Origin of the sequence: Halorhodospira halochloris, from assembly GCF_002356555.2 — a bacterium.
Classification (GTDB): Bacteria; Pseudomonadota; Gammaproteobacteria; order Nitrococcales; family Halorhodospiraceae; genus Halorhodospira; species Halorhodospira halochloris.
Map to the genome: position 1 here is coordinate 171676 of NZ_AP017372.2, position 24677 is coordinate 196352.

The window sequence follows — 24677 nt, forward strand, 5'->3', positions numbered from 1 at the left end:
AAGGCCTTAACCGGTATTGCGCATCCCGGCAGCTATGCCGTTAATGACAATCTTAAGTGCTCGCTGCAGGGCCTCGTCCTCAGTTTGCCGCGCCCGCCTTAAAAGCTCAACCTGTAGTAGATTGAGCGGGTCGACGTAGGGGTTGCGCACCTCTACAGCCCGTCGCACGACCGGGTAATCAGCTAGCGGAGCTTCATGGCCGGTAATAGTTAGCACAGCTTGGCGAGTCCGATAAAAGCGCTCACGTAACTCCTCGCCGATAGCGCGACACTCTTGCGGTACCAGAGTCTGCTCATAGAGCTGGGTGACGCTAGGCTCGCCCTTGGCGAGAACCATCTCGACCATGTCAAGCAGCGCCTCAAAGAACGGCCAGCGCTGAAACATCTCCTGCAGCTCTTCAGTTAGCCCGGCCTCAATGGCCTCCTCAAGGGCCTCACCAACACCGAGCCAGGCCGGGAGCATGAGGCGCGTCTGGGTCCAAGCAAAGACCCACGGGATGGCGCGCAGGTTGTCTACGCTCATCTGCTGCGGGGTCCGTTTCGCCGGCCGGCTACCGATAGTCAGCCGGGATATCTCTTCGATCGGCGTAGCGTGACGAAAGTACTCCATAAAATCGGCCCGCTCCTTAACCGTGGAGCGGTAGGCCTGCATGGCTCGGTTATCGAGCCGATCCATTATCTCACGCCAGCGCTGAGAGGGTGAGCTGGGCACCTGCAGGCTGGCCTCAAGGACTGACGTGGTGTACAGCTCAAGGTTGCGTAAGGCGATGCCGGGCAGGCCGAACTTAGCCTGAATCACCTCGCCTTGCTCGGTCACCCGCAGGGTTCCGTCAACCGAGCCCGGGGGTTGGGCAAGTATAGCCGAGTGGGTCGGCCCGCCGCCGCGCCCTATGCTACCGCCACGACCGTGGAATAGGGTCAGCTCAACCCGCTGTCGACGAGCTAGGGAGACCAGGCGCTCCTGGGTTTGAAAGAGGGTCCAGGTCGAGGTCAGATGGCCGGCATCCTTGGTCGAATCGGAGTAGCCGATCATTATCTCCTGGCGCCCCTGGATACGCTCACGATACCAGGAGCTTTCGAACAAGGTCTCCATAGTCTGTTCGGCCGCAGCTAGGGTGTCACGGGTCTCGAACAACGGCACAACGCGGGGTGGGTTGCTCAAGTCACAAGCCTTGAGCAGTAGCTCCACAGCGAGTATGTCGGAGGGTGATGAGGCGTGGGAGATAATGTAGGCGCCTACGGCGTCGGGGCCGATTTCCTCCAGAGTATATATAGTATCAAGTACCTCGCGTACCTCACGCTCCGGTGCGAAGCCGTGAGGTATGAGTGGGCGCGGGCTGGAGAGCTCGGCAAGTAGCCAGCGTTGTCGAGTCTGCTCATCCCATTGAGCATAACCGCCGAGGCCGAGCTCACGGGTGATCGCATCGAGGGTGGCGGTATGCATATCGGCGTGCTGGCGAATGTCCATCGGCATTAGGTTGATGCCAAAACAACTGACCCGCCGAATGGTATCGAGCAACTCCCCTTCCGCTACCACCCCGGCACCGACTCGCTGCAGTGAGTAGTAGCAGCGCAGCAAGGGCTGGCGAATGTCATCGACACTGCGCAAGATTTCGCCCTCGGGGGCGCGGCTGCCTTGGAGTTTGGCCTCGGCCCAGCGTTGGGTCAGGCGCAAACGGGCACGCAGGCGCTTGAGGATGACGCGATAAGGCTCCCAAGCCTCGCCGCCGACCTCGGCGCGCAGATCCTCATCACAGACCTGTAGGGTGATGGTGGAGGTTAACTGCTGGATATCGCGCTCATATAGGTTCGCGGCCATCCAGCGTCCCAGCAGGGCAACATCCCGGGTAACTCGGTGGGTGACGTTCGGGTTGCCATCGCGGTCACCGCCCATCCAGGTGCCAAAGGTTATCGGTGCGCAGTCGAGCGGCAATCTGCGCCCGGTATGGTCGCGCAGAACTTGATCTAGATTGCGCAGGTAGCGCGGTACGGCATCCCAGAGTGTTTGCTCAACCACGGCAAACCCCCAGCGCGCCTCATCCTGCGGGGTGGGGCGCTTACGCCGAATCTCGTCGGTATGCCACGCTGCAGTGATCTCACGCTTCAGGCCCACCCTGGTGTCCGACTTTTCGGTCGGGGTCTGGCCATAGCGATCCCTATTATCAAGCAGAGCAGCAATGCGGTTGTACTTCTGAAGTAGGGTCCGTCGCTGGATCTCGGTTGGGTGGGCAGTAAGTACTAGATTTATATCTAGATTACAGATAGTTGTGTGCAGCTGCTCAGGGTCGATCTCCTTGGCAAGACGGGGAATCGTCTCAGCGAGTGAGCCGAAAAGGGGCGAGGATTCTGGCTCCATCGCCCACTCTCTACTGCGTCTGACCCGATGGTGCTGTTCGGCAATGTTGGCCAGATTGAGAAACTGCGAGAAGGCACGAGCTACCGGCGCTACTTGATCTGGCGGCAGCTCAGCCAAGGAGCGTTCGAGCTCCTTGGAGGCCTCCTCGTGCCCGGCGCGAGCGGCCTTGGCCAGCCCCCGAACCCGTTCGACAGTATCAAAGAGCGACTGGCCGCCCTGCTCGCGCAAAGTCTCTCCAAGTAGCTCGCCCAGTTCGCGAATATCTTCGCGCAGGGCACTATCACTGCCGCTAAGCTCTTCCATTACTCGGGAAGCCCGAATTGCTCGACACTAGCGAATATATCGGTATCCGATATGATGCCTATCGGGTGCCCTTGAGTATCAACCACAACCATCCGCCGGATGTTATCCGAGCCCATGCGCTCAGCGCAGTCGAGCAAGGAGGTGTCCTCCGGAACAGTGATAAGCGGCCGTGTTGCCGCCTCGGATATGCGCACTTGATTCGGCTTCTTGGTTGCGGAAACTACACGGCTGATGACGTCGCGTTGGGTCATGATCCCCCAGCCGGTCTCTTCGTCATCAGCTGTGGGTTGGACAACTACCGACGAGATACGCTGCTCACGCATCAGGTGCATGGCGTCTTCGACACTGGTGTCGCCAGACATGGTCACCAGGTTAGGGTTCATCAAATCGGCTACCGTGTGCGGCACCCGACCGGACGCCACCATCTCCTCGAGCGGAGCAACGACACGGCGCTGCTCGCGGGCTTGGCGCTCGGCCTCAATTGCCTCTTCGCGCTCCCGGCGGATGCGCTCCAGATCAATCGTCCCGCACATCTGATCGATTATGGCATCGGCAAACTGGCTGGTCTTGACCTCCGTCGCCCCCTCCAGAGAGCGGGCGAAGTCGTAAGTAACAATGCCGGCGTTGACAACTTTCTCGTAGGCGGCGCTGATCAGATCGGCGGCCTCGTTCCAGCCGATGTGCTCAAGCAGCATGACCCCGGAAAAGAGCAGCGAGCCGGGGTTGACTTTGTCTTGGTTGGCGTATTTGGGAGCAGTGCCGTGGGTCGCCTCAAAGACCGCGACGTTATCGGACATGTTGGCGCCAGGGGCGATGCCAACTCCACCAACCTCTGCAGCTATAGCGTCGGAGAGATAATCGCCGTTGAGGTTCATGGTGGCAATCACATCGAACTCATTGGGCCGTAGCAGCATTAGCTGGAACATGATGTCGGCGATGCGGTCCTTGATCACCACCTTGCCCTCTGGACGTTTGCCGCCATAGGTGGCGTAGAGTTCCTCCTCGGTTATGGTCTGATCGGCGAACTCCTCGCGGGCAACCTCATATCCCCAAGTGCGGAAGGCGCCCTCGGTAAACTTCATGATATTGCCCTTGTGCACCAAGGTGACGCTTTCCCGATCATGCTCTATAGCATACTGGATCGCCTTGCGCACCAGGCGCTTGGTGCCGAATGGGCTGATCGGTTTGACACCGATGCCGGCACCTTCGAAAAACTCTTCGCCCATCTCCGAGCGCAGGAAATCAGCGACCTTATTGTTCTCGGCGCTGCCTGCTTGATACTCAATGCCAGCGTAGACGTCTTCAGTGTTCTCCCGGAAGATCACTACGTCGACGTCCTCAGGCCGCTTAAGCGGCGATGGGACACCAGCATAGTGACGCACTGGACGAACACAGGCGTAAAGGTCGAGCTCTTGGCGCAGTGAGACGTTGAGTGAGCGAAAACCGCCGCCGACAGGCGTTGTTAGAGGGCCCTTGATGGAAATCAGCAGATCCTTGAGCGCTGCCTTGGTCTCATCAGGGAAGTAGTCGCCATTGAACAGCGCAGCGGCCTTCTCGCCCATGAATAGTTCGGCCCAGTGTATTTTGCGCCTGCCGCCGTAAGCTTGTTCGACGGCGGTATCCCAAATGCGCATGCAGGCGCGATTGATATCGGGGCCAATGCCGTCCCCTTCGACATAGCCGATTATGGGGTTGTCTGGCACTTGAATGCGGCCGTTGCCGTCGACTGTTATCTTTTGGCCAGTTTCAGGGTACTGTGTCTGCTGGCTCATGGTTCCTCCCGCTGGGTTTTGGTCGGGGACGCATAGCCCGGTCAGGCTTTTGGCCTAGGGTACCGGCGCCCGCTAAATGCGCATATTGTCGATCAGCCCAGCAGGCGGATCAAGAAGTTTTACTTTGCTTGGTTCAAAAGGATGGTTGTGACAAGGGGGACAACTCTAAAAAAACATCCCCGGGGCCATTACCTGTCCCGGTGTGGAGGTCTTGGCGCCAGGGATGGCGCCATGAAGCCTCCAGGGATGGATTCACGGCGTCCTCCACACCGGGACAGGTAATAGCTCCGGGGATGTTTTAGAGTTGCCCACAATTGCCATCATTCTGACTTGCCAGGCTGACTGATCCTGTCTGGGTGCGCCCACTTGAGCAGTAAAATTGCCAGTAAAATTGCCGGCATGCCGGCCGCGGCGGAGATCATAAAGAAGTGCACCCAACCGACGTTATCAGCGACAATGCCGGTGAAACCACCAAGGAACTGACCGGGTAGGGTCATTAAGGAGCTGAATAGGGCGTATTGAGTGGCGGTGTATGCCGTATTGGTAAGGCTAGAAAGGTAGGCGATGAAAACGGCGATGGCCATGCCGCCGGTGACATTGTCAGCGACTATGGCGGCGATAAGCCCATATATTTCAGGGCCAATGGTTGCTAACCAGGAAAAAGTTAGATTTGTTAATGGGGCGAGAATTGCCGTGGCAATCAGCATCGGGGCTATGCCCAACCTGCTAACCAATATGCCCCCGACAGCGGCCCCGAACAGTGTCATGGCTAGGCCGAAGGCTGCGGCGATGTTGGCGATCTGTTCCTTGCTAAACCCTATATCGAGGTAGAAGGGGTTAGCCATGACCCCCATGACAATATCACTGACCCTAAAAGTGGCTATAAAGAGCAGAATGAGTATTGCTACCGGCAGGCCAAAACGCTTGAAAAATTCGGCGAACGGGCAGATAACTGCGCCTATCAGCCATGCGGTGATCCGCCGGCGAGTTCCTTGGTCTTTAGTCCGGGCGAGGTAGTCTACAACCCGTTGCTCAAGCTTGTGAGTGTCCCGGCTAACACCTACCTCTGGCTCGCGAATAATCAAGGTGGTAGTTATCCCTATGCCCATAAGCAAAGCCATGACGGCGTAGGAGAGAGTCCAATTGCCCCAGGCGGCAATATGCAGGGCGCCTGCGCCGGCGGCTAGCAGGGCGACGCGATAGCCAAAGACGTAGGTGGCAGCCATAGCAGCTTGGCGATGGCGGGCCACGGCCTCGACGCGGTACGCGTCGATGGCTACATCTTGGGTCGCTGACCCAAACGCGGCGAGGATCGCCCATATGGCTACTAGCCATAGGTGCTCGGTGGGATCGCTAAGCGCAATACCGGCCAAGGCAACCGCTACAGTAAGCTGGGCCAATAGCATCCATGAGCGCCGCCGCCCGAAAACCGGCCCCAGTATAGGTAGGGTCAGGCGATCAACCAATGGAGCCCAGACTACCTTGATGCTGTGGGCAATACCGACCCAGCTCAAAAAGCCGATCGCAGTAAGCCCTACGCCTAGATCCTTAAGCCAGGCGGTGAATGTTCCCCCAACCAGTAATAGGGGCAATCCGGCTGAAAAGCCGAGAAAAACCATACCGATAACCCGCGGATGCAGGTAAACTCGCAGCCCGGTATAGGTCTGCTGCTGGTCGGACGCAGGTGCAGCGGGATGCCCTTTGGTCAAGTTTGCCTCCGGCGCTGTTCTAGCCAGCGCCAAATGGTTCCGTCAGGGCGCTGTTCACCGGTTAGTAAAAACCGCAGGGTGTTGCGATGGTGCATAGTCCAGTGCAGCTGGGCACGGGCCTGCGGGGTGCCGCATAGTAGCAGACGATCGCCATGCTCCAGAGGCACTTGGCTATCAGGTATGGGGACTATGGCCTCGGGGCGAACTAGCAGCAGAGTTACCGCATTGATCTGAGCAGCTTCAGTATGCGGGTTGCTGAAAATGTTTTCGATCGTAATCTCGGCCTCTTCTGCTAATAGCTCGGCTAGCGCCGGTGTGCCCTGCTCGGATATCTCCAAGGTCCAGATTTCCGGTACTAAGCCGCCGCTGACTTCACGTATTCTACGCGCTAGCGCTGCCTGCCAGGAACGGTCGTAGCCGCGGGCGATGCGCAGGAATTCGGGCAGTAGTGGTGCGGTGATGAGGCTGAGCATGCGCGTCGATATTATGTAGCTTGGTTCGACTGGCAGATGCAGATGCGCGGCCTTGAAGAGGGAGCGGTGTGCCATCTGGTTTTCTCGTGCCGCGAGGTAGATGTCCGGATTTATATCGCGAGCGGTCATGACTATAGAGAGATTGTCGGCATCATCGTCTGTACCGGCAAGGACCGCGGACGCGTGCTCTATGCCAGCTTGGCGTAAGGTGACCGCCTCGGTGCCTTTGCCAACAACCGTTTCAGGCGGGGCACCAGCTTGTTCAGGGGTTCTTTCGATTATCGTATAGGGGACCTCAATCTTATCTAGGCGCCGGCATACTGCCTTACCAAAGCGGCCGTAGCCGCAGATCAACCAGTGTCCGGACGGGGGGTGAACCGGCTCAAAGAGTGGTGTGTTGGGCATGCCGGAGAGCCACTCGTAGATACGGTGCATTTCGGGCTTACGAATTGCTAGGGCCAGGCGGTCGGCGAACGACTCGAACGGGTTAACCACGTAATCCGTGCCGAAAGAGGCCATATTGTCGGCGGTGGAGCGGTTTTCGGCGCGGCAGATGACGCGTAATTCCGGGCGCAACAGCTTGACGCTGATCGCTACTTGCAGATTAGTGTGGTCATCGTTGGTGACAGCCAGAACGCCAGCGCACAGGGGGTGATCTAGGCCTGCGGCGCGGAGGTTTTCAGTGCTGTTGGCATCGGCCTGCCATGCCGGGACAAACAGGCGCAGATCACGTGTCCAGAGCTCGGCTACCGGTTCATGGCGCAGATCAAGGACCGTTGCCTCCCAGCCGCGCTCGGTTAGTGACCGCACTAGTATTGAGCCGGTATCGCCACAGCCACATACTATCCAGAACGGATCAGCCAGGCGCTTGACCCGGCGGCGAAACCGCCCAGCTTCGACGGTGCGCCGAAAGACTGGGTCCTGCACTAACCCGATCAGGGTGACTATTGAGTATGCCCAGGCCAATACCGGCATATAGATAGCGGCCATATAACCGAGGCGCTGAGCGTAGTTAAATTCGTAGGGGTACTCGCCGAAGCCGATTGTCGGTGCTGTATAGGTCAGGAAATAGAGGGCATCGATGAAGTTCATCCGCCATTTTTCACCGTCCGCATGCTCGCCGGGTATGGCAATTAGGATGACGATGCTGATGGCGTAGGAAATTATCAGCAGCAGAATAGGACCGCGCATGCGGCGCAGCACCATGTAAAAGGCAGCGTTACCCATAGCGAGTGGCCCTAGCGGTGGATTTTGACGGTCTCAATGATGAGTAGGGTGACCGAAACTATATTGGCGAGCAGGGCGCCTCCAGCCAATGAGACTATGCTTGCCATGGTCATCTCCGTAAGTCCTGCGCCGGTGCCGTATACCGCAATTCCCCATACCATCGCGGCAGCGATAAGCTGCAAGTCAGCTACTAGGCTTGAGGCAAGAAGTATGGCACCAATCTGGGTGCGCTCACCGAATTTCAGAGCGGTTGCAATCAGGTTAACAATTATGGCGGCAAACAGCTCCCACGAGGCGTGATGAGCGGGATTGGCTATTTCGCCATAGACAAAGCCGAAATTTAGGGTCAGGGCGAGGAGGATAAAAAAGCCGAAGACCACCTTTTCAAGATTCATGGGTTATTCCTCTAGGGGGTCATTGTTTGTTCTCTGATGCTAGCCGATGGGCAGCCCGGATCGGTTGGGGGATCTTGTAGCTTGTACAACAGGATAAAACCCAGTCTGCCGCCGAGGCGAAGTGTAGGCGGTGACCAGGTGAGATGTACAGAGGTGAGACATTGCTCCTGCTCCGTAAAACTGTTCCGATTCGTTCGCCTTTATCAATTAGCGGCTGGGTAGCTCCACGTTCAGGTGCAACCTCAGCGTGTTCGCCAAGCAAGCGCGTCTTGCCAACTCCGATTGTTGGATACCCGGTTAATACTCCTAGGTGAGTGGCAATGCCGCAGCGACGTGGATGAGCAAATCCCTGGCCGTCACAGAGGATCAATCCTGCTCCGGTGCTCAATTCATTGAGTGCTTCTAGTATCGCGGGTAGCTCGCGAAACGATAAAAGCCCGGGAACGTAAGGCATTTCGACTTTTTTATATGCTTGTTTGGACTCGATTACATTGAGCCCTGGCCAAGAGAAAACTACTGCTGCCGCGCAGGCTAAAGTGCCTTTATCGTGAAAACCGACATCGACCCCAACAATGTTCCCTGGTTCGGTGACCTCATCCTGGAGTATAGCCTGTTGAGCGATCGATGTTTGTATTTGCCAGGCCTGGGCAGGGGTTACCTGCCAAGGGTGATGGATATTGCTCGATTGCATAGTGGTATTTTGCATTTTTGCCGATTTCTCTTCTTATGGGTGCCCCTAATACTCCCCACTGGTGGCCTCTAAAAACTTCGCCGGCGCCACCATCCGCCCCGGTGTGGAGGTCTTGGCGCCAGGGATGGCGCCATGAAGCCTCCAGGGATGGATTCACGGCGTCCTCCACACCGGGGCGGATGGTGGCGCCGGCGAAGTTTTTAGATGTTCCCCACTGAGCCTATAGCTGCCTCGGTGTGGAGGTCTCTTGGCGCCCAGGATGGCGCCATGAAGCCTCCAGGAATGGATTCACGGCCTCCTGCTACACCGAGGCAAATATAGGCTCAGTGGGGAGCCTTTAGAGTTTACCTAAGGGCCGTTTATTTGGAGGCCCCCCTTATGAGGCCCCAGAAGTACCTAAGCTAGCCTTCTCAACTCAAGAGTAATATTTATCCGCCGATGGCAATAATAGATAGCTTACGTTAAGCTGAGGCGGGTTAGCTGCCAAGGTTTTTTGGCCGCGCGGAAGCTCCCAACAGGAAGCTTCTGTGAGTGTTAAGACGCCACTCCATGGGTTGGTAGATCAATGTTGTCAAGAGCGCTTACAGTCACCGTTGTGGCTATCGCTGCTAGTGCCTGCATGCCGCCTGCTCCACCCGAGCAGCCGCGTCGTCTGGTGGAACCAGGCGAATTTTACTGGGCACAGCTGGAGTGCGTGGCTGGAGCGCAGTTGGCGGTTACAACCCCGCAAGCGACGAACAATAATGCTGCTCCTAATCAACCTGGGCAATGGATGGGTATGATTGATGGGCAGCAGGATTTTCGCACTCAAAATCCTCACTATATTGAGAATCAACGCCTCAGTGCTATGCAGCAGCAGTACGTCGAGGATTGCATTCGCTATAAAGGATATGGCTGGTATCTTGACCGGATGCGAGACTTGCAAGATTGGCTACAGTACATGCGCTAGTTGGACATGTTCCGTTAAACTGCGCTTATAGGCTACTTGATGATGCCCAGCGTGGGGATGATGCCGCTGGTTAGGAAGCTATGAATTTTGCGGACCTGCGTGGCTTTATTGGCGACCTGGAACTCTCCGGGGAGTTGAAGCGGATCCAGCATCCGGTAGACCCTCATCTAGAGATGACCGAGGTTTGCGATCGGACGTTGCGTGCTGGTGGGCCGGCACTGCTTTTCGAGCAGCCGTTGGGTTACGAGGTGCCGGTTCTGGGCAACCTATTTGGTACTAGTCAGCGTGTCGCTAAAGGCATGGGGGCAATGGATGCCTCAGCTCTTCGTGAAGTTGGTGAATTGCTGGCTTTCTTGCGTCAGCCAGAGCCGCCTAAGGGAATGCGCGACGCTTGGAGCCAACTACCAATCTTCCGTAAGGTCCTGGACATGGCGCCGCGTAGTGTGCGCAGGGCGGCTTGTCAGCAACGCATAATAGAGGCTAGTGATGTCGATTTAGCGCAGTGGCCGATCCAGACTTGTTGGCCAGGTGATGCTGCGCCGCTCATCACTTGGGCTCTGGTCATTACCTGCGGGCCTGATAAGGAGCGGCAAAACCTCGGCATTTACCGTCAGCAAGTGGTCGGCCGCAATCGCGTGATAATGCGCTGGCTGGCCCATCGCGGCGGGGCACTCGATTTCGCCGATTGGCGGCAGAAGTATCCTGATAAGCCTTTTCCAGTTGCTGTGGCCATAGGGGCTGATCCAGCAACGACGCTCGCTGCCGTGACCCCGATCCCGGATGCGCTATCGGAATACGCGTTTGCCGGTTTGTTGCGTGGCTCTAAAACGCCAGTCGTCGACTGCCAAGCGGTGCCGCTACAGGTGCCAGCGACAGCAGAGATGGTTTTTGAAGGCCACATCTACCCGGATGACTTTGCAGCAGAAGGGCCTTTTGCTGATCACACCGGCTACTACAATGAGGTCGAGAATTTTCCGGTATTGACTATTGAGCGTATCACCCACCGCGAAGATCCGATCTACCACTCAACCTATACCGGTCGCCCCCCTGATGAACCCGCAGTGCTTGGAGAAGCCCTCAATGAGGTCTTTATCCCTATCCTGCAAAAACAGTTTCCAGAGATTGTCGACTTTTATTTGCCTCCCGAGGGCTGTTCATATCGCCTGGCTGTGGTGACTATTCGCAAGCAGTATCCTGGGCATGCCAAGAGGGTCATGCTTGGTGTATGGTCATTCCTGCGTCAATTCATGTACACCAAGGTTATTATAGTGACCGATGATGATATCGATGCGCGGGACTGGCAAGCTGTGGTGTGGGCTATAACAACTAGGTGTGATCCGCGTCGAGATAGTACATTTATCGACAACAGTCCTATCGACTACCTCGATTTCGCCTCGCCAACATCGGGCCTAGGGTCGAAATTAGGGCTTGATGCAACCAACAAGCTGCCTGGTGAGACTGAGCGTGAGTGGGGAACACCGGCAACCATGGATCTGCGTACCAAGCAACGGGTAGATGAATATTGGGAGCACCTAGGTATCTTCTGAATTGAGCTGATTGACTCAGCAATGCCCCTTTAACTAGTTGTGTAGCTAACGGAGAAAAGAGTGTCGACATATCGGATTATGCTCGCCGATGGCAGTAGCTTCACAGCAGAACAGGGCGAGACGGTGCTCGATGGTGCTTTACGTCAGGGCATGCACTTGCCTTATGGCTGTCGGAGTGGAGCATGTGGCAGCTGCAAGCTCCAAGTCAGTACAGGAAGTGTTGAATATCCAGACGGCTTGCCTCAGGCGCTTACCAGTGAGGAGCAAAAATCAGGCTTGGCAATCATGTGTCAGGCCCTACCACAAAGCGATTTAAGCCTTGACTGGAGTCCCGATCCGGGCGTTTTGCCGCCCGAGCCGCGGCTGCTCGCGGCACGGGTGACAGATATCGAATTTCTCTCTGCGGATGTGTGTAGATTGTTGCTGCAGCTGCCGGAGGGTAAGCGGTTGCCCTTTTGGGCCGGGCAATATATCGATATTTTGCTCCAGGATGGCGCGCGTCGCTCCTTCTCCCTGGCCAACTCGCCGCATAATGATGAGCGCTTGGAGTTGCACATCCGTCGGGTTCCAGGTGGCCGGTTTACCGAGTACGTATTTGAACATCTGCGTATGGGGGCCTGGTTGAGGTTCGAGGGACCGCTGGGACAATTCTATCTGCGCGAAAACAGCTCCAGACCGGTTATCCTGGTTGCCGGGGGTACCGGCTTTGCCCCTATAAAGAGCATTATTGAGTACGCTATGGCAGCCTCGATAGACAGGTCGTTTGAGATCTACTGGGGAGCTGGCTCCGTTCAAGGTATCTATATGGACCAGCAGGTTAGGAACTGGTTAAGCAAGACTAGAGGCAACAAAGGGCCACGCTTGAGCTATACGCCGGTGGTAGCCGATGTCGGAGCAGAAGGTGGCTGGCAGGGGCGAGAAGGCATGGTGCATGAAGCCGTGCTTGCTGATCATCCCAATCTGTCTGATTATGAGGCCTATGTTGCTGGTCCGCCCCCTATGGTCGATGCCGCCGAGCGAGAGTTCTTAAGACATGGCCTAGATCCGCAGCGGCTGTTTTACGACTCGTTTGAGATTAGTGCCGGCAACTAGAACAACATAGTGGAGTAGGAGATTGGCGACAGTGCAGGAGCCGAGCATGGCACAACATAGAGGCAGCGAGAGAGCGCGAGCTTATCGATGGGCGGTAGATAGGGCCTATCAGGATGCTGCCTTACCGGGTGTATCCCGCACCTTTGCCCTGACAATCCCGCAGTTGCCAGAGGCTCTGCGCGATACTGTGACCAATGCCTACCTGCTATGCAGGATAGCCGATACGCTTGAGGATCACTCTGCGCTTGAACCGGGCGGCAAACAGGATCTCTTTATCGGCCTTCAGGAGGTCCTCCAGGGGCAGCGCCAAGCTGAGGATTTGGCCAAGGAAGTGGGTCTAGTGCTCAACCTAAACACCCCCACAGCAGAGCAGGATCTGGTTCTCTCCTTGCCTCGTGTTGTCTCAGTTACCCGGGGGCTGCCTGAGGAGCATCAGGAAGCGGTAAAGCGCTGTGTCTCAATAATGGGCGGGGGCATGGCGCGCTTTCAAAGGTTGAAATCACCCGCCGGTTTGCCGGATAGAGCAGCCTTTGAATCCTACTGCTACTACGTTGCTGGGGTAGTTGGAGAGATGCTCACCGACCTCTTTGCCATGGAGGTAGAGAGTATTGGTGAGCGGCGTGAAGAGATGATGGAGTTAGGACGCCGGTTTGGTCTCGGCCTTCAAGCGACAAATGTTATCAAAGACGTCTGGGATGATCGTCAACGGGGGTTGTGCTGGCTGCCTCGTGATGTTTTTGCCGATGTTGGCTGTGACCTTGAGCCGGACGAGGACTGGAGTGCTGATCCGGCCTTCCGCAAAGGTATAGTCCGAATGGTCGCGATAGGTACTGAGCACATGGAAGCGGCGCGCACTTATATTCACAATGTACCTGTCAGTGAGCCGGGGATCAGGCGCTTCTGTGCTTGGGCTGCCACTATGTCGTTCGCTACCTTGCGGCGCATCCACAAGCGCCCCGGTTTTGTTTCTGCTGATCAAGTCAAGATCAGTCGCAGTCAGGTCAGGCGCTTGGCGCTATGGAGCAACTATGGCGCCGAACGCGACGGGGCAATGCGGATGGTTTTGGCTTGGAGCGGGCGCGGCTTGCCTCGACCTTTGGTCAAGTCTAATGGCGATGGTTAAGGGCACTTCTAAAAATCCCATCGAACTACGCGACGCCCTTAACCTTATAGCGTAGCTAGTGCCCTAGATGTGCTAACAGGCTGTCGATCTGACGTCTCGCTTGGTTGCGGTACATACCCCCGAATAGATTGTAGTGATTGAGTACGTGGTATAGCTGGTAAAGCTCGCGCCTGACGGTATAGCCGCTTTGGAGTGGCCAAGCACTCTCGTAACCTTCGTGAAAAGAGGCAGGGAAACCGCCAAAGAGCTCTGCCATAGCCAGATCTGTTTCGCGGTCGCCGTAGTAGGTAGCAGGATCATATATCGCGGGAGAGCCGCTGCGCGTGAAGTCGGCATTACCTCCCCACAGATCGCCGTGGAGCAGGGAAGGCGCCGGAGTGTGGTTGCTGAGCAGGTCGTCTAAGTTTTCAGCTAGCTTGCGACCTGAATCAATGAGCTTGCTGCCCGCCCCGCGGCGTTCAGCAAGGTTTAATTGATGCTCAAGGCGATGGGTGCGGAAAAACTCAGCCCAGTCGGACAACCAGGCATTGGGCTGCGGGGTAGAGCCTATGAAGTTGTCGCTATGCCAGCCGTAGGCCTTGCCTTGGGCCGCATGCAGTGCTGCCAGCTGCTCGCCCATTAGGCGATAGCCTTCTTTACTGCCGCGTCCGCCTAGGTCAAGGTGTTCAATTACCAGAAAGGCTTGGTTGCCGTGGCTGCCGTAGGTTATCGGCCGGGGTACTACTATTGCACGTGGCTCGGCCAATTCTCGCAAGGCTTGCGCCTCACTGGCGAACATCTGCTCTGCAGCATTGCCGCTATTGAGTTTGACGAAGTAGCTGCGCTGCTTGTCGCTAAGAATTATTGCATTATTGATACAGCCACCGCCGGCTTGGGTGCTACTTGATGGCGAAAAAGGCTCTCCGGTAGCTGTGCTTATGGCGTTAGCTATGGCTTGATCAAGTTTCATTGCCGTTTTCCTGCTGGTAAATCGCATTAGTAAAGCTAGGCTAAAAGTGATTGGGAGGGCTGGTAGCCTAATCTGCTAAAATCGCCAGCCATCTTCAACTAGTTCCTATTGTGCTTTATTCGATCGAATGGATGCAGTATGCCTGATAGCCAATCCAATAGCGGCGGAGAACAAATTATCACCGGTACCAATAGGGCGCCTCTGAAAGCTTCCCCGGAGCCATCATCTGCCCCGGTGTGGAGGTGTTGGCGCCAACGAGGGCGCCATAAAGGCTCCAGGGATGGACTCACGGCGCCCTCCACACCGGGGCAGATGATGGCTCCGGGGAAGCTTTCAGAGGCGCTCGATAGGCGCAACGAAACAAGAGGGATGCTAGCTTTTAACCGGCAGCTTAGCGGTTGGGCAAAGATCCCCATTATGGCTCCTTTGCTGGCGCTGTGTGCCTTCTTTCTGATCGGCTGTGCCAGTGTTGAACGAAGCTACCAGGCCAATCTCTTTTTGCATGATATACAAGCCCAGCCGGATGACGAAACATGGCTGAAGAGACGCACCGATGAGCCGAGCAAGGAAGAAATATCTTTCGAGATCAATGATGCAGAGCATCAGGCTTTGCTATATCGCCCTTATGACAGCGCAGCTGGCTCTATAGTCTTGGTGCCTGGATTAATTGAAGAGGGCATAAACGATCAGCGGCTCAAGGGCTTTGCGGAAAGCCTGGCCAGGCTAGGCTACAGAGTGATGTTACCCAACCTGGCAGATACGCAAGATATGCGCTGGGGCCCAGAGTCCATCAACAGAGTTAGTAAAGCCCTAAGCCATATGGCCAACAGGGATGGCAGTCAGCAGCTGCCCCTAGGTGCAGTTGCCATGAGCGCCATGGGAGCGCCTACCTTGGTGGCAGTGGCTGAAGACGATTTTGAGAGCAAAGTTGATTTTGTGGCTTTGGTTGGCAGCTATTACGACCTAAAGGCTTGGGTGGAGTACGTGACCACAGGTTATGACAGCGTTGAAGGTTCTGATCAGCTAACCCCGGAAGATGGCCTTCGCTGGCAGTTGCTAAAGCATGTAGCCCATTGGCAAGGTTCAGATGAGGATAGAGAGTGGCTCAGCCAGATGGTGCAAAGACGCCAGGCAAATCCCGAGGCCACTATAGACGTGGAGCTTAGCGCCTTGTCTAGTGGGGCAGCGAGCGTTGCTGAGCTGATGATAAATGAAAAGCAGGAAGATTTTGCGCGGCTTTACGATGAATTGGCCGAGAATTACCGCGATTCGATGGCAAGGTTGGATCTTTCTGAGAGGGATTGGGACGAGTTCCAGCCTGATTTGATTCTGATCCACGGCACCCGTGATCGCATCATCCCCTTTTCCCACAGTGTGGCTCTTAGCGAAGCTGTCCCCGATGCCAAGCTTTATCGAATCACTGGCCTCTCGCATACTGAATTAGATCCGGGACGCTTTGATTCCTTACGGCTGTGGCGGGCGGCAGCGGCAATTCTAGATTATCGGGTAGAATAGCGTTGAGTGTGACTCAACAGGGGATCTCCAAAAACCCTTCCTGGAGCCACCCCACTACCTCGGTGTGGATATCTTGGCGCCCGGAATGGCGCCATGAAGCCATCCTGGGATGGATTCACGACGTCCTCTACGCCGGGGCAGTGGAGTGGCTCCAGGGAGGGTTTTTGGAGTTTCCTCAACAGGTTTAATTAGAAGCTCCCGGTTAGGAGCAAAGGGGGAGACTGGATATGAGCCAGCAGGAGTGGACGCTGCAGGCATTAGCCGAGCAGGTTGGCGGGCGAGTTGAGGGAGATGCCGGCAAGGTGGTTAGGGGGGTGGCTTCGCTGCGTACGGCAGGCGAGGAAATGGTTACCTTCTACCAGGGTGGCAGTTATCGCAAGCTCCTCGCAAATACCGCGGCGGGCGCCGTGATACTGGCGGCAGAGGATCTAGATGATTGCCCCGTTGCGGCGATAGTTGCTGAAGAGCCGCGCAAGGCTTTTGCCAGAGTGGCTCAGTTGCTAGGCAGGCAAAGGCCGCAAGTGCAGCCGGGGGTTGACCGTACGGCGAGTGTGTCAGACCAGGCTGAGGTTGATCCGAGCGCACGTATTGGTCCTTACGTGGTAGTAGAAGAGGGGGCTTGGATCGGGCCGGAAGTAGAACTAGGGGCGGGTAGTTTCATTGGCAGCGGGGCGAGGATAGAGGCGGCGAGCGTAATCAGCCCGCAGGTGCACATAGGCTGGGATTGCCGGATAGGTAAGCGTGCCTACCTTCACCCAGGTGTCATTATTGGCGCAGACGGCTTTGGTTTTAACCGCGGGGACCAGGGGTGGGAGAAAATCCCTCAGTTGGGCGCGGTCACCATAGATGATGATGTTGAGATCGGAGCCAATACCACGGTTGATCGCGGCACGCTGGAGGATACTGTTATCGGTGCTGGGGTGAAATTGGATGCTCAGGTCCATATCGGCCATAACTCACAGATTGGTGCTAGGACTATCATAGCCGGTTGTGCTGGGGTTGCAGGCAGTGTGGTAATCGGTGAAGACTGCGTAATAGCCGGGGCCTGTGCCTTGACCGACCATATTGAGATTTGTGCGGGGGTGACGGTAATGGGTATGACCGGGGTTACCAACTCTATAAAAGAGCCTGGTATTTATGCATCTGCTCCTCCGATGCAGGCGCTGCGGCAATGGCGCAAAAGCGCGGTGCGGATTACTCAGCTCGATGATATGGCCAAGAGGCTGCAGAGCCTGGAGCGGCAAAATAGCGAGTAACGTCCCTTATCCTGATACCTCGTTATAACCTTTAGGGAAGTATTGCCAGATAGCACATTTACTTGTGTCTAAAAAAGCCCCCCCTCGGAGCCATAGCTGCCCGGTGTGGAGGTCTTGGCGCCAGGGATGGCGCCATGAAGCCTCCAGGGATGGATTGACGGCGTCCTCCACACCGGGCAGCTATGGCTCCGAGGGGGCTTGGGGAACACGTGTAGGCGCTACCTGAATACTTCCCTAAAGGTTAGCAAGAGCCCTGCCTGCAGGATTGTGGGGCGCTAAACCTCGGTGCGTTGGCGAAGTCGGCTGCGGCGCGGAAAATGTGACCGCAGAAACTCCATCTGGTCAGCCAAGATGCGCCGGCCTTGCAGGTAGACATACTCGGCGTGGGTAGGAGTAAATGGAACTGCTATCAACTGCATGCCGGCGGACTCGGGGGTGCGGTCGCCCTTGTGGTTATTGCAGCGCTTGCAGGCGGTTACTACGTTGTTCCAGGTGTTGGCGCCGCCACGGCTGACCGGGGTGACGTGATCACGGGAGAGGTCCGAGTTGCGGAACTGTTTGCCGCAGTACATGCAGATGTTGGCATCGCGGCGGAAGAGTGTTGGATTGTTGAGTGGCGGGGTGTAGCTTGTCCTGCCCTTGAGGGAGGCCTGCTGCGAGCCTTCGGTGGCTATTATTGAGTTCAGGTCAATAGCCGATCGCCGCCCGGTGGTGGAGTTATAGCCACCCCTGACTCGGTAGAGTGTGCTGCCGCACGAATAAGCCACCTGCTCTAAGTAGTAGTAGCGTACCGCCTCTTCATAGCCGATCCACTCGAGCGGCATGCCAGAGATGTCAGTACGCAGGATTCTATGCTCGAACACTGCCCATCCCCCTTGCTGGTAGCCTGAGCTAGCGAGCTTGTGAACTTTCGACTCAGGCCACTAGTTCAAGGGACCGGATACTTATAGCGTTAATGAGCGATTTTGGCAAGTCCCTGCGGCTTAAGTAATAAGTGCTTCACAGTACCAGCGCGATTCGCTAGGATCATGTCCTTTAACCGTGTTCGCCCTGCGGGGCACCGAGGAAGTTAAACCGATTGAGTTCTGAGTAGGAATGCTCAGGCGAAACTTGCTTTTACGGCTAAACTCTGCCGAAAACGGGGGATTTGACAATGGCCATCAAGGTTGCCGTGCAGAAGGAGACCCGTCCGGGCGAGAAACGAGTCGCGCTCGTCCCTGGGACCCTGAAGCAGTTCGGCAAGCTCGGCGTAGAGCTTATGCTTGAGAAGGGCGCAGGCTCCAATGCCGGGTTCGATGATGCCGACTACGAGTCGGCAGGAGTAAGGATTGTAGACAACAAGAGTGATCTGCTCGCCGAGGCGGATGTGCTGCTTGGAGTCCAGCCTTTGACCGCTAAAGAGGCCGGTCAGCTCAACAAGGGCAGTGTTCTGGTTGCCTTTATGTCACCGCACGAAGGCGACGAACGGATCAGCAATCTATGCAAAAATAAGGTTACCTCTTTCGCGATGGAACTGGTACCGCGCATCACTCGCGCGCAGTCAATTGATGCCCTTTCATCGCAAGCCGCTGCTGCTGGTTATAAGGCAGCGCTGATCGCCGCCGAACGCTCACCGCGCTTCTTCCCCATGTTGACCACAGCCGCAGGCACCATTCGCCCTGCCAAGGCAGTGGTCGTTGGTGCCGGGGTAGCCGGGCTCCAGGCGATAGCCACCTGCAGGCGACTCGGTGCCCAGGTTGAGGGGTACGATGTCCGCCCGGAGACCAAGGAGCAGGTCGAGTCGCTAGGTGCTAAATTCATCGACACCGGCGTAGAGGCGGTGGGCGAGGGTGGCTACGCCCGTGAGTTGACTGCCGAGGAGCAGAAACAGCAAGCAGAGGTGCTCGCTAACCATATCGCCAATGCCCATGTGGTGATCACCACTGCGGCTGTGCCCGGCCGCAAGGCGCCGCAGATAATTGATAAGGCTACCGTAGAGCGCATGCAGCGCGGTTCGGTGATTGTCGATATGGCGGCCGAGACAGGGGGTAATTGTGCAGTAACTCAGGCGGGCAAAGACGTTACTCACAAGGGTGTCATAGTAGCCGGGCCGAAAAATCTGCCTGCTAGTCTGGCTGTCCACACCAGCGAGATGTACTCAAAAAACCTGTACAACCTTTTGTCATTGATGATTGCAGATGGTCAGCTGCAGCTTGATTGGGAAGATCAGGTGATAGCCGATACTTGCCTGACGCACGATGGCAAAGTCCGCCACGAGCCGACCCGAGAGCGCCTGGAAGGAGGCAAATCATGATTGAGGTAGGCGGGATTGTCGCCCTATATGTCTTCATGCTGGCAGCAGTGGCCGGCTACGAGGTGATTGCCCGGGTGCCGGTGATCCTCCACACGCCACTGATGTCCGGCTCCAATTTCATCCACGGCATTGTTGTGGTTGGTGCCATGGTAGCCCTGGGTGTCGCTGAGACGCCGCTCGAGCAGTTGATTGGCTTTGTCGCTGTGCTTCTCGGCGCGGCTAATGCAGTCGGCGGCTATGTGGTCACCGAGAGGATGCTGGAGATGTTCAAGAGCAGTAAGAAGGAGGACGGCTAGTCATGGATTTGGCAGTTCAACTGAGTTACTTCGCCGCCGCCGTTCTCTTCATTATCGGCCTCAAGGCCATGAGTTCGCCGGTCACAGCCCGGCGCGGGGTGATGTGGGCAGGCGTCGGTATGGTAATCGCTACTGTAGCGACCCTGTTTCATCCGAGCGTCGAAGGCGTAAGCAACATAGTCCTAATCTTTATCGCGATTGTCATCGGCGGTGGCTTTGCTTGGTACACCGCGATCAAGGTCAAGATGACCGAGATGCCGCAGATGGTCGCTGTCTACAATGGCCTGGGCGGCGGCTCAGCCGGGGCTATAGCGGCGGTTTCGTTGCTCCAAGGGGCGCGGGCAGCAGATGATACCGGCGTGGCGACACAGATGGGCTCGGATGTCGCTGTTCTCGCTCTGCTCGGTGGTGTTATCGGTTCAGTGGCCTTCTCCGGTTCGATGATAGCTTGGGCCAAGCTTGATGAGAGGTTTAAAAAATCCACCTTGGTGGAGAACCACCAGTGGTGGAACGTTGGCTTGGCCGTATTGACGCTGTTGTTGGCAGTGTGGGTCTACCATACCGGCTCGGGCTTTCCGATCTTGCTCTTCTTTATCGCCGCGTTGGCTCTGGGGATCTTTATTACCGTGCCGATCGGCGGCGCCGATATGCCGGTGGTTATCTCGTTGTTTAACGCCCTCACCGGGTTGGCCGTCGGCTTCAAAGGCTATGTGCTCGGCAACCTGGCGCTGATCATAGCCGGTACTGTCGTCGGTGCGGCCGGGATGCTGCTGACCTTCCTGATGGCGAAGGCGATGAACCGCTCGCTGGCTAATATTCTGTTCAGTGGGTTTGGTGCTGCGCCGGCCGCTGCGCAATCGGATGAAGAAGGCGAGATGAGAGAGGTCGGCCCGGAGGACGGTGCCTACATGATGGCCTATGCCGATCGCGTAATCATCGTCCCCGGTTATGGCTTGGCCGTGGCGCAGGCGCAGCATAAGCTCTGGGAGATGGTTGAGCTTTTGCATAAGCACGATGTCGACGTCAAGTTCGCTATCCACCCAGTAGCAGGGCGTATGCCGGGACATATGAATGTGCTGCTGGCCGAAGCCGGGGTGCCTTACGATATGATCTTTGATATGGATGAGATCAATGAAGAGTTCGAGGGTACCGATGTGGTGTTGATAATTGGCGCCAACGATGTTGTCAATCCGGCAGCGCGTGAGGATGAGGCAAGCCCGATTTATGGCATGCCGATCCTCAATGTCGATTACGCCGAGAATGTTTTGGTGGTCAAGCGTGGTCGTGGGGCTGGTTTCTCGGGCGTAGAGAACAAGCTCTTCCTGCGCGATAACACCCGCATGGTCTTTGGCGACGCCCAAAAGGTTGTCGGCGAGATGGTGCAGACCGTCAAAGGTATGTAAGCCGGGTTTTTGCCCGGAGGAGGTAGTATCGTGGACGACTCGGAGCGGTTGTGGCGCTTTGCCGAGGACGTCTACGGCCGGGAAGGCGTCCAAGCGGCATGTCTTAAACTGCAGGCCCGCTACGGATTGTCGATCAGTATGTTACTGGCCGCGATCTGGAGTGGTTTGCAGGGTTATGGCCGCTTCGGCGTCACCAATGTCGAAGGAGCTATACGGCGGGGGCAGGAGTGGGATCGAGAGGTCATTGATCCGCTCCGGGCCCTGCGCCGCCACCTCAAGTTGCATCCGCCCAAAGGCGCCGAGGACGAAACCTATCAGCTGCGCAAGCAACTGATAAACTCGGAACTCACTGCCGAGGCGATAGAGCAACAACTTTTCTTGCAGGATCTTCCCAGTGGTTTGCCGGCCTCTCCCGATGGTCAAAGGTGGCGGGATGCGGCATGGAACGCGGGGGTAGTAGTGCGCCGCAAGTGTCCGCGGTGTGATGCTGAGGCAGTATCCGCGATAGCCCGGATACTTGCCGCGGCTTGTGAAGATCTTGATGCTGGCACTGTGGTTGAGGAGGTTAAGCGCGCATGGCCTTGAGGGCGCCAATCGCCGGCTTGTTGACTATTGCATGCGGTCTTTTAGCGGGCACTGGCTGTGGCGGGGCTGTCTGGATAGATGAGGAGGTGCCAGAGCGTTTTGATGAGCGCTTTGATAATGTCGACGACAAACTAGCGGCGCTTGGCGAGATAGAGACTCTGCAGCTTGAGAAGTATGGGAAGGGCGTAACCAACCTCCCATACCTATTCTCGAGGTATATGCTGGCGGTTACTGGGTTCCCTTCAACCCGGAGACTGGCCATCAAGGTGTCGAGGAGCAGGTGCTGCTTTGGCACCGTGGCGGCGTATCGCTGATAGACCTGTTTGGCGGCAGTGGTGTCAATGTTACCTTCTCAGTTACTTAGGCGCTGATCTGGTTCTGGACGAAGAACATGGTCCGCAGCTCTTGGAGCTTAATGCCCGGCCAGGGCTGTCGGTGCAGATAGCCAACGGCACCGGGTTGCTGCCTCGCCTGCAGGCGATTGAGCAGCTGCAAAGCGTCCACTCAAGCCCCGCAGAGCGGGTTGATTTCGCCATGGCAAACTTTGCGGCTTGTCCCGCGCAAACAAACACAAGTGGCTCCGATTATCCATGTCAGCAGCAGAAGTCCTCACCGCTCTCCTAATTCTTAGCCTGCTGGTCTTGGCCAGCGCAGTACTGCGCTCCTACTTGTTGTGGGCGCAACGCCTCTTTTTACCAAGTTCGATAATTGCCGGGGTAATAGCCCTGTTGCTCGGCCCGGAGGTGCTCGGTCGCCTGCTTGATTACCCATTCGCTGAGCAAGGGGGTATCTTCCCCGGCTATGTGACGCAAACCTGGGAAGCTATACCCGGACTGTTGATCAGTGTGGTCTTTGCCGCCCTCTTTTTGGGTAAGCCTATTCCCGGGCTGCGGGAGATTTGGATGCGTGCCGGCCCGCAGGTGGTGGTTGGGCAAACCATGGCTTGGGGCCAATACGTTGTTGGCATTATCCTTGCCTTGCTGGTTCTGGTGCCAGTCTTCGGTATGAGTCCTATGGCTGGGGCGCTGATTGAGATCGGTTTCGAGGGGGGACACGGTACCGCTGCGGGCATGGCGGCAACGTTTGAAGATTTAGGCTTCGCGGCTGGCGCTGATCTGGCCCTCGGCTTGGCAACAGTAGGTATAGTTGCTGGCGTGTTGATCGGTACCGTGATGATAAACATAGCGGTTCGTCGTGGTGTTATTGACACCCCTGCTCAGGTTGACGTGGTCAGGGGGCAAGCAGACGACTTGACCGGCGAGGAGTTGGAGGGCCTAAAGCGCGATAGACGCCAGGAGCAGGCTACGACAGATCCGTTTTCCGTCCATTTGGGGCTGGTCGGACTGGCCGTGGTGATTGGGTGGGGCTTGCTCGAAGCGTTGCAATGGCTTGAGGGCGTCACCTGGGCGCGGCATGGCGGCATCGAGGTGTTGGCCCATGTGCCGCTATTCCCCATGGCGATGCTCGGCGGAGTGATTCTGCAGATCAGCATGGACCGGAGCGGTTACGCTGATCGGGTTTCGGCTCGGACCATGAGCAGGATCTCCGGAACCGCATTGGATTTCACTATTGTTGCGGCGTTAGCAACCCTCTCCTTAACGGTACTCGGCGAGCACTTGTTACCCTTCTTGTTGCTGGCAGTAACCGGCATAGCTTGGTCACTATTCGTCTTAATTGTGATTGCCCCAATGGTTGTGCCGTACAATTGGTTTGAGCGTGGAGTGGGCGATTTTGGCCAGTCGCTGGGGGTTACTGTAACTGGGGTGCTGCTCATGCGCATGGCTGACCCTACAAACCGCTCGGGGGCACTGGAGAGTTTCGGCTATAAACAGCTGCTGTTTGAGCCTATAGTCGGTGGCGGGCTGTTTACTGCTGCCTCAGTGCCGCTGATATACCAGTTTGGCCCTGTCCCCGTGCTAATTTTAGCGGCGGTTATGACCTTGGCCTGGCTGGCATTAGGGATTTTCTATTTTGGTCGCTGGGTGCCGCACAAGGGCAAAGGCAGGTGGGCGAAGAGGGGCCTAGATCGGTGATTGCCCAGGGCTCACCAGGGTTCACTAGGGTTATCTAGGGCTCTCCTGCCATAAGCGTGCGGTACGCAGCATTGATCTGCTGAAGGGTAGCTGTGTCACCGCCACGGTCAGGGTGGTAGCGCATGGCGAGACGCCGGTAAGTGCGCCTTATTTGGTTTTTGTCTGCATCATTATCGAGCCCTAGGGTGGCGAGGGCAGCGCAACGATTGCCGGTGCCTCTGTCGGTTGAAATGTCGCCGAGACAACGGCGTAAACCGTCGTTGATGAGCTCCTCAACAGCTGTGTCATCCATGCCCTCGAGGTTGCTTTGATCGAGATAGTAAGCTGCGAGTTCGTCGGGTTGGGTTAGGGCAGCATGGCTAGAGTTGCAGCCGTCTCGTTCATACAAGCGAATCTCTAGGCAGTGGATGGCGATGTCCAACCCCTGTGCAGCGAGATCGGGACGCAGACGGTAAAGGGCGTGGAAGAGGATAAAGTGGGCACGGAATAGACGTTCCGGTTGGTGACGCCACTGTTTGGCAAACAGCTCCAGACCGGCCGCATCCAGCTCATCCATCAGCGTCATCTCGTCGACGCCACCCGGGTACTTGGTGCGCAGGATCTGCACAGCGGTGATCTGCAGCTGCGTTACGGCATCTTCAAGCTCCATAAGCGAACTGTAGCGGTGAATGCCTTTAATGTCACCAGGTATATCAAAGCGAAGGTAGCATA

22 protein-coding genes and 1 pseudogene are annotated in these 24677 nt (G+C 56.7%); 13 read left to right on the plus strand and 10 right to left on the minus strand.

What is annotated here, in order from left to right; all coding sequences use genetic code 11:
* Positions 1-6 precede the first annotated feature (6 nt).
* The 7 genes and pseudogenes from ppc to nfi all read right to left on the minus strand — a co-directional run bounded on the left by ppc (position 7) and on the right by nfi (position 8940).
* Positions 7-2658 carry a phosphoenolpyruvate carboxylase gene (gene ppc, locus HH1059_RS00820; RefSeq protein WP_096407214.1) on the minus strand — a complete coding sequence of 884 codons (2652 nt, stop codon included), beginning with the start codon at positions 2656-2658 and terminating at the stop codon, positions 7-9.
* Positions 2658-3191 (minus strand): CBS domain-containing protein, encoded by a 534-nt coding sequence (locus HH1059_RS13665; protein WP_338033911.1) that lies wholly within the window; start codon positions 3189-3191, stop codon positions 2658-2660. The genes ppc and HH1059_RS13665 overlap by 1 nt, the downstream gene beginning before the upstream one ends.
* Positions 3189-4430, minus strand: a pseudogene (gene icd, locus HH1059_RS00825) (NADP-dependent isocitrate dehydrogenase); the annotation flags it as partial. The gene HH1059_RS13665 and the pseudogene icd, both read right to left, overlap by 3 nt.
* A gap of 320 nt (positions 4431-4750) precedes the next feature.
* On the minus strand, positions 4751-6139 hold the full coding sequence (locus HH1059_RS00830; protein ID WP_420809681.1) for an AmpG family muropeptide MFS transporter: 1389 nt from the start codon (positions 6137-6139) through the stop codon (positions 4751-4753).
* A complete protein-coding gene (locus tag HH1059_RS00835) occupies positions 6136-7839 on the minus strand; it encodes a potassium channel family protein (RefSeq protein WP_096407219.1) in 1704 nt (567 codons plus the stop codon). Before HH1059_RS00835 ends, HH1059_RS00830 begins: the two co-directional genes overlap by 4 nt.
* 11 nt (positions 7840-7850) lie before the next feature.
* Positions 7851-8234 (minus strand): DUF6394 family protein, encoded by a 384-nt coding sequence (locus tag HH1059_RS00840; protein WP_096407221.1) that lies wholly within the window; start codon positions 8232-8234, stop codon positions 7851-7853.
* Positions 8235-8253: 19 nt separating this feature from the next.
* A complete protein-coding gene (gene nfi, locus HH1059_RS00845; RefSeq protein WP_231901973.1) occupies positions 8254-8940 on the minus strand; it encodes a deoxyribonuclease V in 687 nt (228 codons plus the stop codon).
* Between the two features lie 550 nt (positions 8941-9490).
* Between nfi and HH1059_RS00850 the strand changes: the two genes are divergently transcribed.
* The 4 genes from HH1059_RS00850 (at position 9491) to HH1059_RS00865 (ending at position 13636) form a co-directional block, all read left to right on the plus strand.
* Positions 9491-9874, plus strand: a complete 384-nt coding sequence (locus HH1059_RS00850) for a hypothetical protein (protein ID WP_096407224.1) — start codon at positions 9491-9493, stop codon at positions 9872-9874.
* An 80-nt stretch (positions 9875-9954) separates the two neighbouring features.
* On the plus strand, positions 9955-11421 hold the full coding sequence (gene ubiD, locus HH1059_RS00855; RefSeq protein ID WP_096407227.1) for a 4-hydroxy-3-polyprenylbenzoate decarboxylase: 1467 nt from the start codon (positions 9955-9957) through the stop codon (positions 11419-11421).
* Between the two features lie 60 nt (positions 11422-11481).
* Positions 11482-12513, plus strand: a complete 1032-nt coding sequence (locus HH1059_RS00860; protein ID WP_231901974.1) for an FAD-binding oxidoreductase — start codon at positions 11482-11484, stop codon at positions 12511-12513.
* 46 nt (positions 12514-12559) lie between these two features.
* Positions 12560-13636 carry a phytoene/squalene synthase family protein gene (locus HH1059_RS00865; protein ID WP_096407232.1) on the plus strand — a complete coding sequence of 359 codons (1077 nt, stop codon included), beginning with the start codon at positions 12560-12562 and terminating at the stop codon, positions 13634-13636.
* 55 nt (positions 13637-13691) lie between these two features.
* On the opposite strand, the gene HH1059_RS00870 is transcribed toward HH1059_RS00865, so the two are convergent.
* A complete protein-coding gene (locus tag HH1059_RS00870; RefSeq protein ID WP_096407235.1) occupies positions 13692-14585 on the minus strand; it encodes a fructosamine kinase family protein in 894 nt (297 codons plus the stop codon).
* Positions 14586-15002: 417 nt separating this feature from the next.
* Between HH1059_RS00870 and HH1059_RS00875 the strand changes: the two genes are divergently transcribed.
* On the plus strand, positions 15003-16100 hold the full coding sequence (locus HH1059_RS00875; RefSeq protein ID WP_162549267.1) for an alpha/beta hydrolase family protein: 1098 nt from the start codon (positions 15003-15005) through the stop codon (positions 16098-16100).
* 227 nt (positions 16101-16327) lie between these two features.
* The gene (gene lpxD, locus HH1059_RS00880) at positions 16328-17356 is read left to right on the plus strand and encodes a UDP-3-O-(3-hydroxymyristoyl)glucosamine N-acyltransferase (protein ID WP_096407240.1); all 1029 of its coding nucleotides are present in this window, start codon (positions 16328-16330) and stop codon (positions 17354-17356) included.
* A 275-nt stretch (positions 17357-17631) separates the two neighbouring features.
* Here the strand turns inward: lpxD and HH1059_RS00885 are convergent, their stop codons facing one another.
* The gene (locus HH1059_RS00885; protein WP_096410275.1) at positions 17632-18180 is read right to left on the minus strand and encodes an HNH endonuclease; all 549 of its coding nucleotides are present in this window, start codon (positions 18178-18180) and stop codon (positions 17632-17634) included.
* A 329-nt stretch (positions 18181-18509) separates the two neighbouring features.
* Here HH1059_RS00885 and HH1059_RS00890 point away from each other — a divergent pair, with 329 nt between their 5' ends.
* From HH1059_RS00890 to HH1059_RS00920, 7 genes are read left to right on the plus strand one after another with little or no spacing between them, the layout of a single operon-like run.
* The gene (locus tag HH1059_RS00890; protein ID WP_096407243.1) at positions 18510-19649 is read left to right on the plus strand and encodes a Re/Si-specific NAD(P)(+) transhydrogenase subunit alpha; all 1140 of its coding nucleotides are present in this window, start codon (positions 18510-18512) and stop codon (positions 19647-19649) included.
* On the plus strand, positions 19646-19945 hold the full coding sequence (locus HH1059_RS00895) for an NAD(P) transhydrogenase subunit alpha part 2 (RefSeq protein WP_096407245.1): 300 nt from the start codon (positions 19646-19648) through the stop codon (positions 19943-19945). The genes HH1059_RS00890 and HH1059_RS00895 overlap by 4 nt, the downstream gene beginning before the upstream one ends.
* A gap of 2 nt (positions 19946-19947) precedes the next feature.
* Positions 19948-21348: an NAD(P)(+) transhydrogenase (Re/Si-specific) subunit beta gene (locus HH1059_RS00900; protein WP_096407248.1), complete on the plus strand. Its 1401-nt coding sequence runs from the start codon at positions 19948-19950 to the stop codon at positions 21346-21348.
* A 30-nt stretch (positions 21349-21378) separates the two neighbouring features.
* Positions 21379-21933 carry a TIGR02444 family protein gene (locus HH1059_RS00905; RefSeq protein ID WP_231901975.1) on the plus strand — a complete coding sequence of 185 codons (555 nt, stop codon included), beginning with the start codon at positions 21379-21381 and terminating at the stop codon, positions 21931-21933.
* The gene (locus tag HH1059_RS00910) at positions 21924-22247 is read left to right on the plus strand and encodes a hypothetical protein (RefSeq protein WP_096407250.1); all 324 of its coding nucleotides are present in this window, start codon (positions 21924-21926) and stop codon (positions 22245-22247) included. The genes HH1059_RS00905 and HH1059_RS00910 overlap by 10 nt, the downstream gene beginning before the upstream one ends.
* Positions 22222-22557, plus strand: coding sequence for a sugar-transfer associated ATP-grasp domain-containing protein (locus HH1059_RS00915; RefSeq protein WP_420809682.1), 336 nt, complete (start codon positions 22222-22224; stop codon positions 22555-22557). The genes HH1059_RS00910 and HH1059_RS00915 overlap by 26 nt, the downstream gene beginning before the upstream one ends.
* Positions 22524-23966: a sodium/glutamate symporter gene (locus HH1059_RS00920; protein WP_096407255.1), complete on the plus strand. Its 1443-nt coding sequence runs from the start codon at positions 22524-22526 to the stop codon at positions 23964-23966. The genes HH1059_RS00915 and HH1059_RS00920 overlap by 34 nt, the downstream gene beginning before the upstream one ends.
* Before the next feature lie 34 nt (positions 23967-24000).
* Here HH1059_RS00920 and HH1059_RS00925 read toward each other — a convergent pair whose 3' ends face one another.
* The gene (locus HH1059_RS00925) at positions 24001-24615 is read right to left on the minus strand and encodes a DNA-J related domain-containing protein (RefSeq protein ID WP_096407258.1); all 615 of its coding nucleotides are present in this window, start codon (positions 24613-24615) and stop codon (positions 24001-24003) included.
* Positions 24616-24677 lie beyond the last annotated feature (62 nt).

What these genes read in the sequence shown, in the direction of transcription:
- HH1059_RS00870 (WP_096407235.1), bottom strand. Translation starts at nt 14,585, where the DNA reads ATGAAACTTGATCAAGCCATAGCTAACGCCATAAGCACAGCTACCGGA.
- nfi (WP_231901973.1), bottom strand. Translation starts at nt 8,940, where the DNA reads ATGCAAAATACCACTATGCAATCGAGCAATATCCATCACCCTTGGCAG.
- HH1059_RS00850 (WP_096407224.1), top strand. Translation starts at nt 9,491, where the DNA reads ATGTTGTCAAGAGCGCTTACAGTCACCGTTGTGGCTATCGCTGCTAGT.
- HH1059_RS13665 (WP_338033911.1), bottom strand. Translation starts at nt 3,191, where the DNA reads ATGTGCGGGACGATTGATCTGGAGCGCATCCGCCGGGAGCGCGAAGAG.
- HH1059_RS00875 (WP_162549267.1), top strand. Translation starts at nt 15,003, where the DNA reads ATGGCTCCTTTGCTGGCGCTGTGTGCCTTCTTTCTGATCGGCTGTGCC.
- HH1059_RS00920 (WP_096407255.1), top strand. Translation starts at nt 22,524, where the DNA reads ATGTCAGCAGCAGAAGTCCTCACCGCTCTCCTAATTCTTAGCCTGCTG.
- ubiD (WP_096407227.1), top strand. Translation starts at nt 9,955, where the DNA reads ATGAATTTTGCGGACCTGCGTGGCTTTATTGGCGACCTGGAACTCTCC.
- HH1059_RS00885 (WP_096410275.1), bottom strand. Translation starts at nt 18,180, where the DNA reads ATGCCGCTCGAGTGGATCGGCTATGAAGAGGCGGTACGCTACTACTAC.
- HH1059_RS00910 (WP_096407250.1), top strand. Translation starts at nt 21,924, where the DNA reads ATGGCCTTGAGGGCGCCAATCGCCGGCTTGTTGACTATTGCATGCGGT.
- lpxD (WP_096407240.1), top strand. Translation starts at nt 16,328, where the DNA reads ATGAGCCAGCAGGAGTGGACGCTGCAGGCATTAGCCGAGCAGGTTGGC.
- HH1059_RS00890 (WP_096407243.1), top strand. Translation starts at nt 18,510, where the DNA reads ATGGCCATCAAGGTTGCCGTGCAGAAGGAGACCCGTCCGGGCGAGAAA.
- HH1059_RS00925 (WP_096407258.1), bottom strand. Translation starts at nt 24,615, where the DNA reads ATGGAGCTTGAAGATGCCGTAACGCAGCTGCAGATCACCGCTGTGCAG.
- HH1059_RS00835 (WP_096407219.1), bottom strand. Translation starts at nt 7,839, where the DNA reads ATGGGTAACGCTGCCTTTTACATGGTGCTGCGCCGCATGCGCGGTCCT.
- HH1059_RS00865 (WP_096407232.1), top strand. Translation starts at nt 12,560, where the DNA reads ATGGCACAACATAGAGGCAGCGAGAGAGCGCGAGCTTATCGATGGGCG.
- HH1059_RS00900 (WP_096407248.1), top strand. Translation starts at nt 19,948, where the DNA reads ATGGATTTGGCAGTTCAACTGAGTTACTTCGCCGCCGCCGTTCTCTTC.
- HH1059_RS00840 (WP_096407221.1), bottom strand. Translation starts at nt 8,234, where the DNA reads ATGAATCTTGAAAAGGTGGTCTTCGGCTTTTTTATCCTCCTCGCCCTG.
- ppc (WP_096407214.1), bottom strand. Translation starts at nt 2,658, where the DNA reads ATGGAAGAGCTTAGCGGCAGTGATAGTGCCCTGCGCGAAGATATTCGC.
- HH1059_RS00895 (WP_096407245.1), top strand. Translation starts at nt 19,646, where the DNA reads ATGATTGAGGTAGGCGGGATTGTCGCCCTATATGTCTTCATGCTGGCA.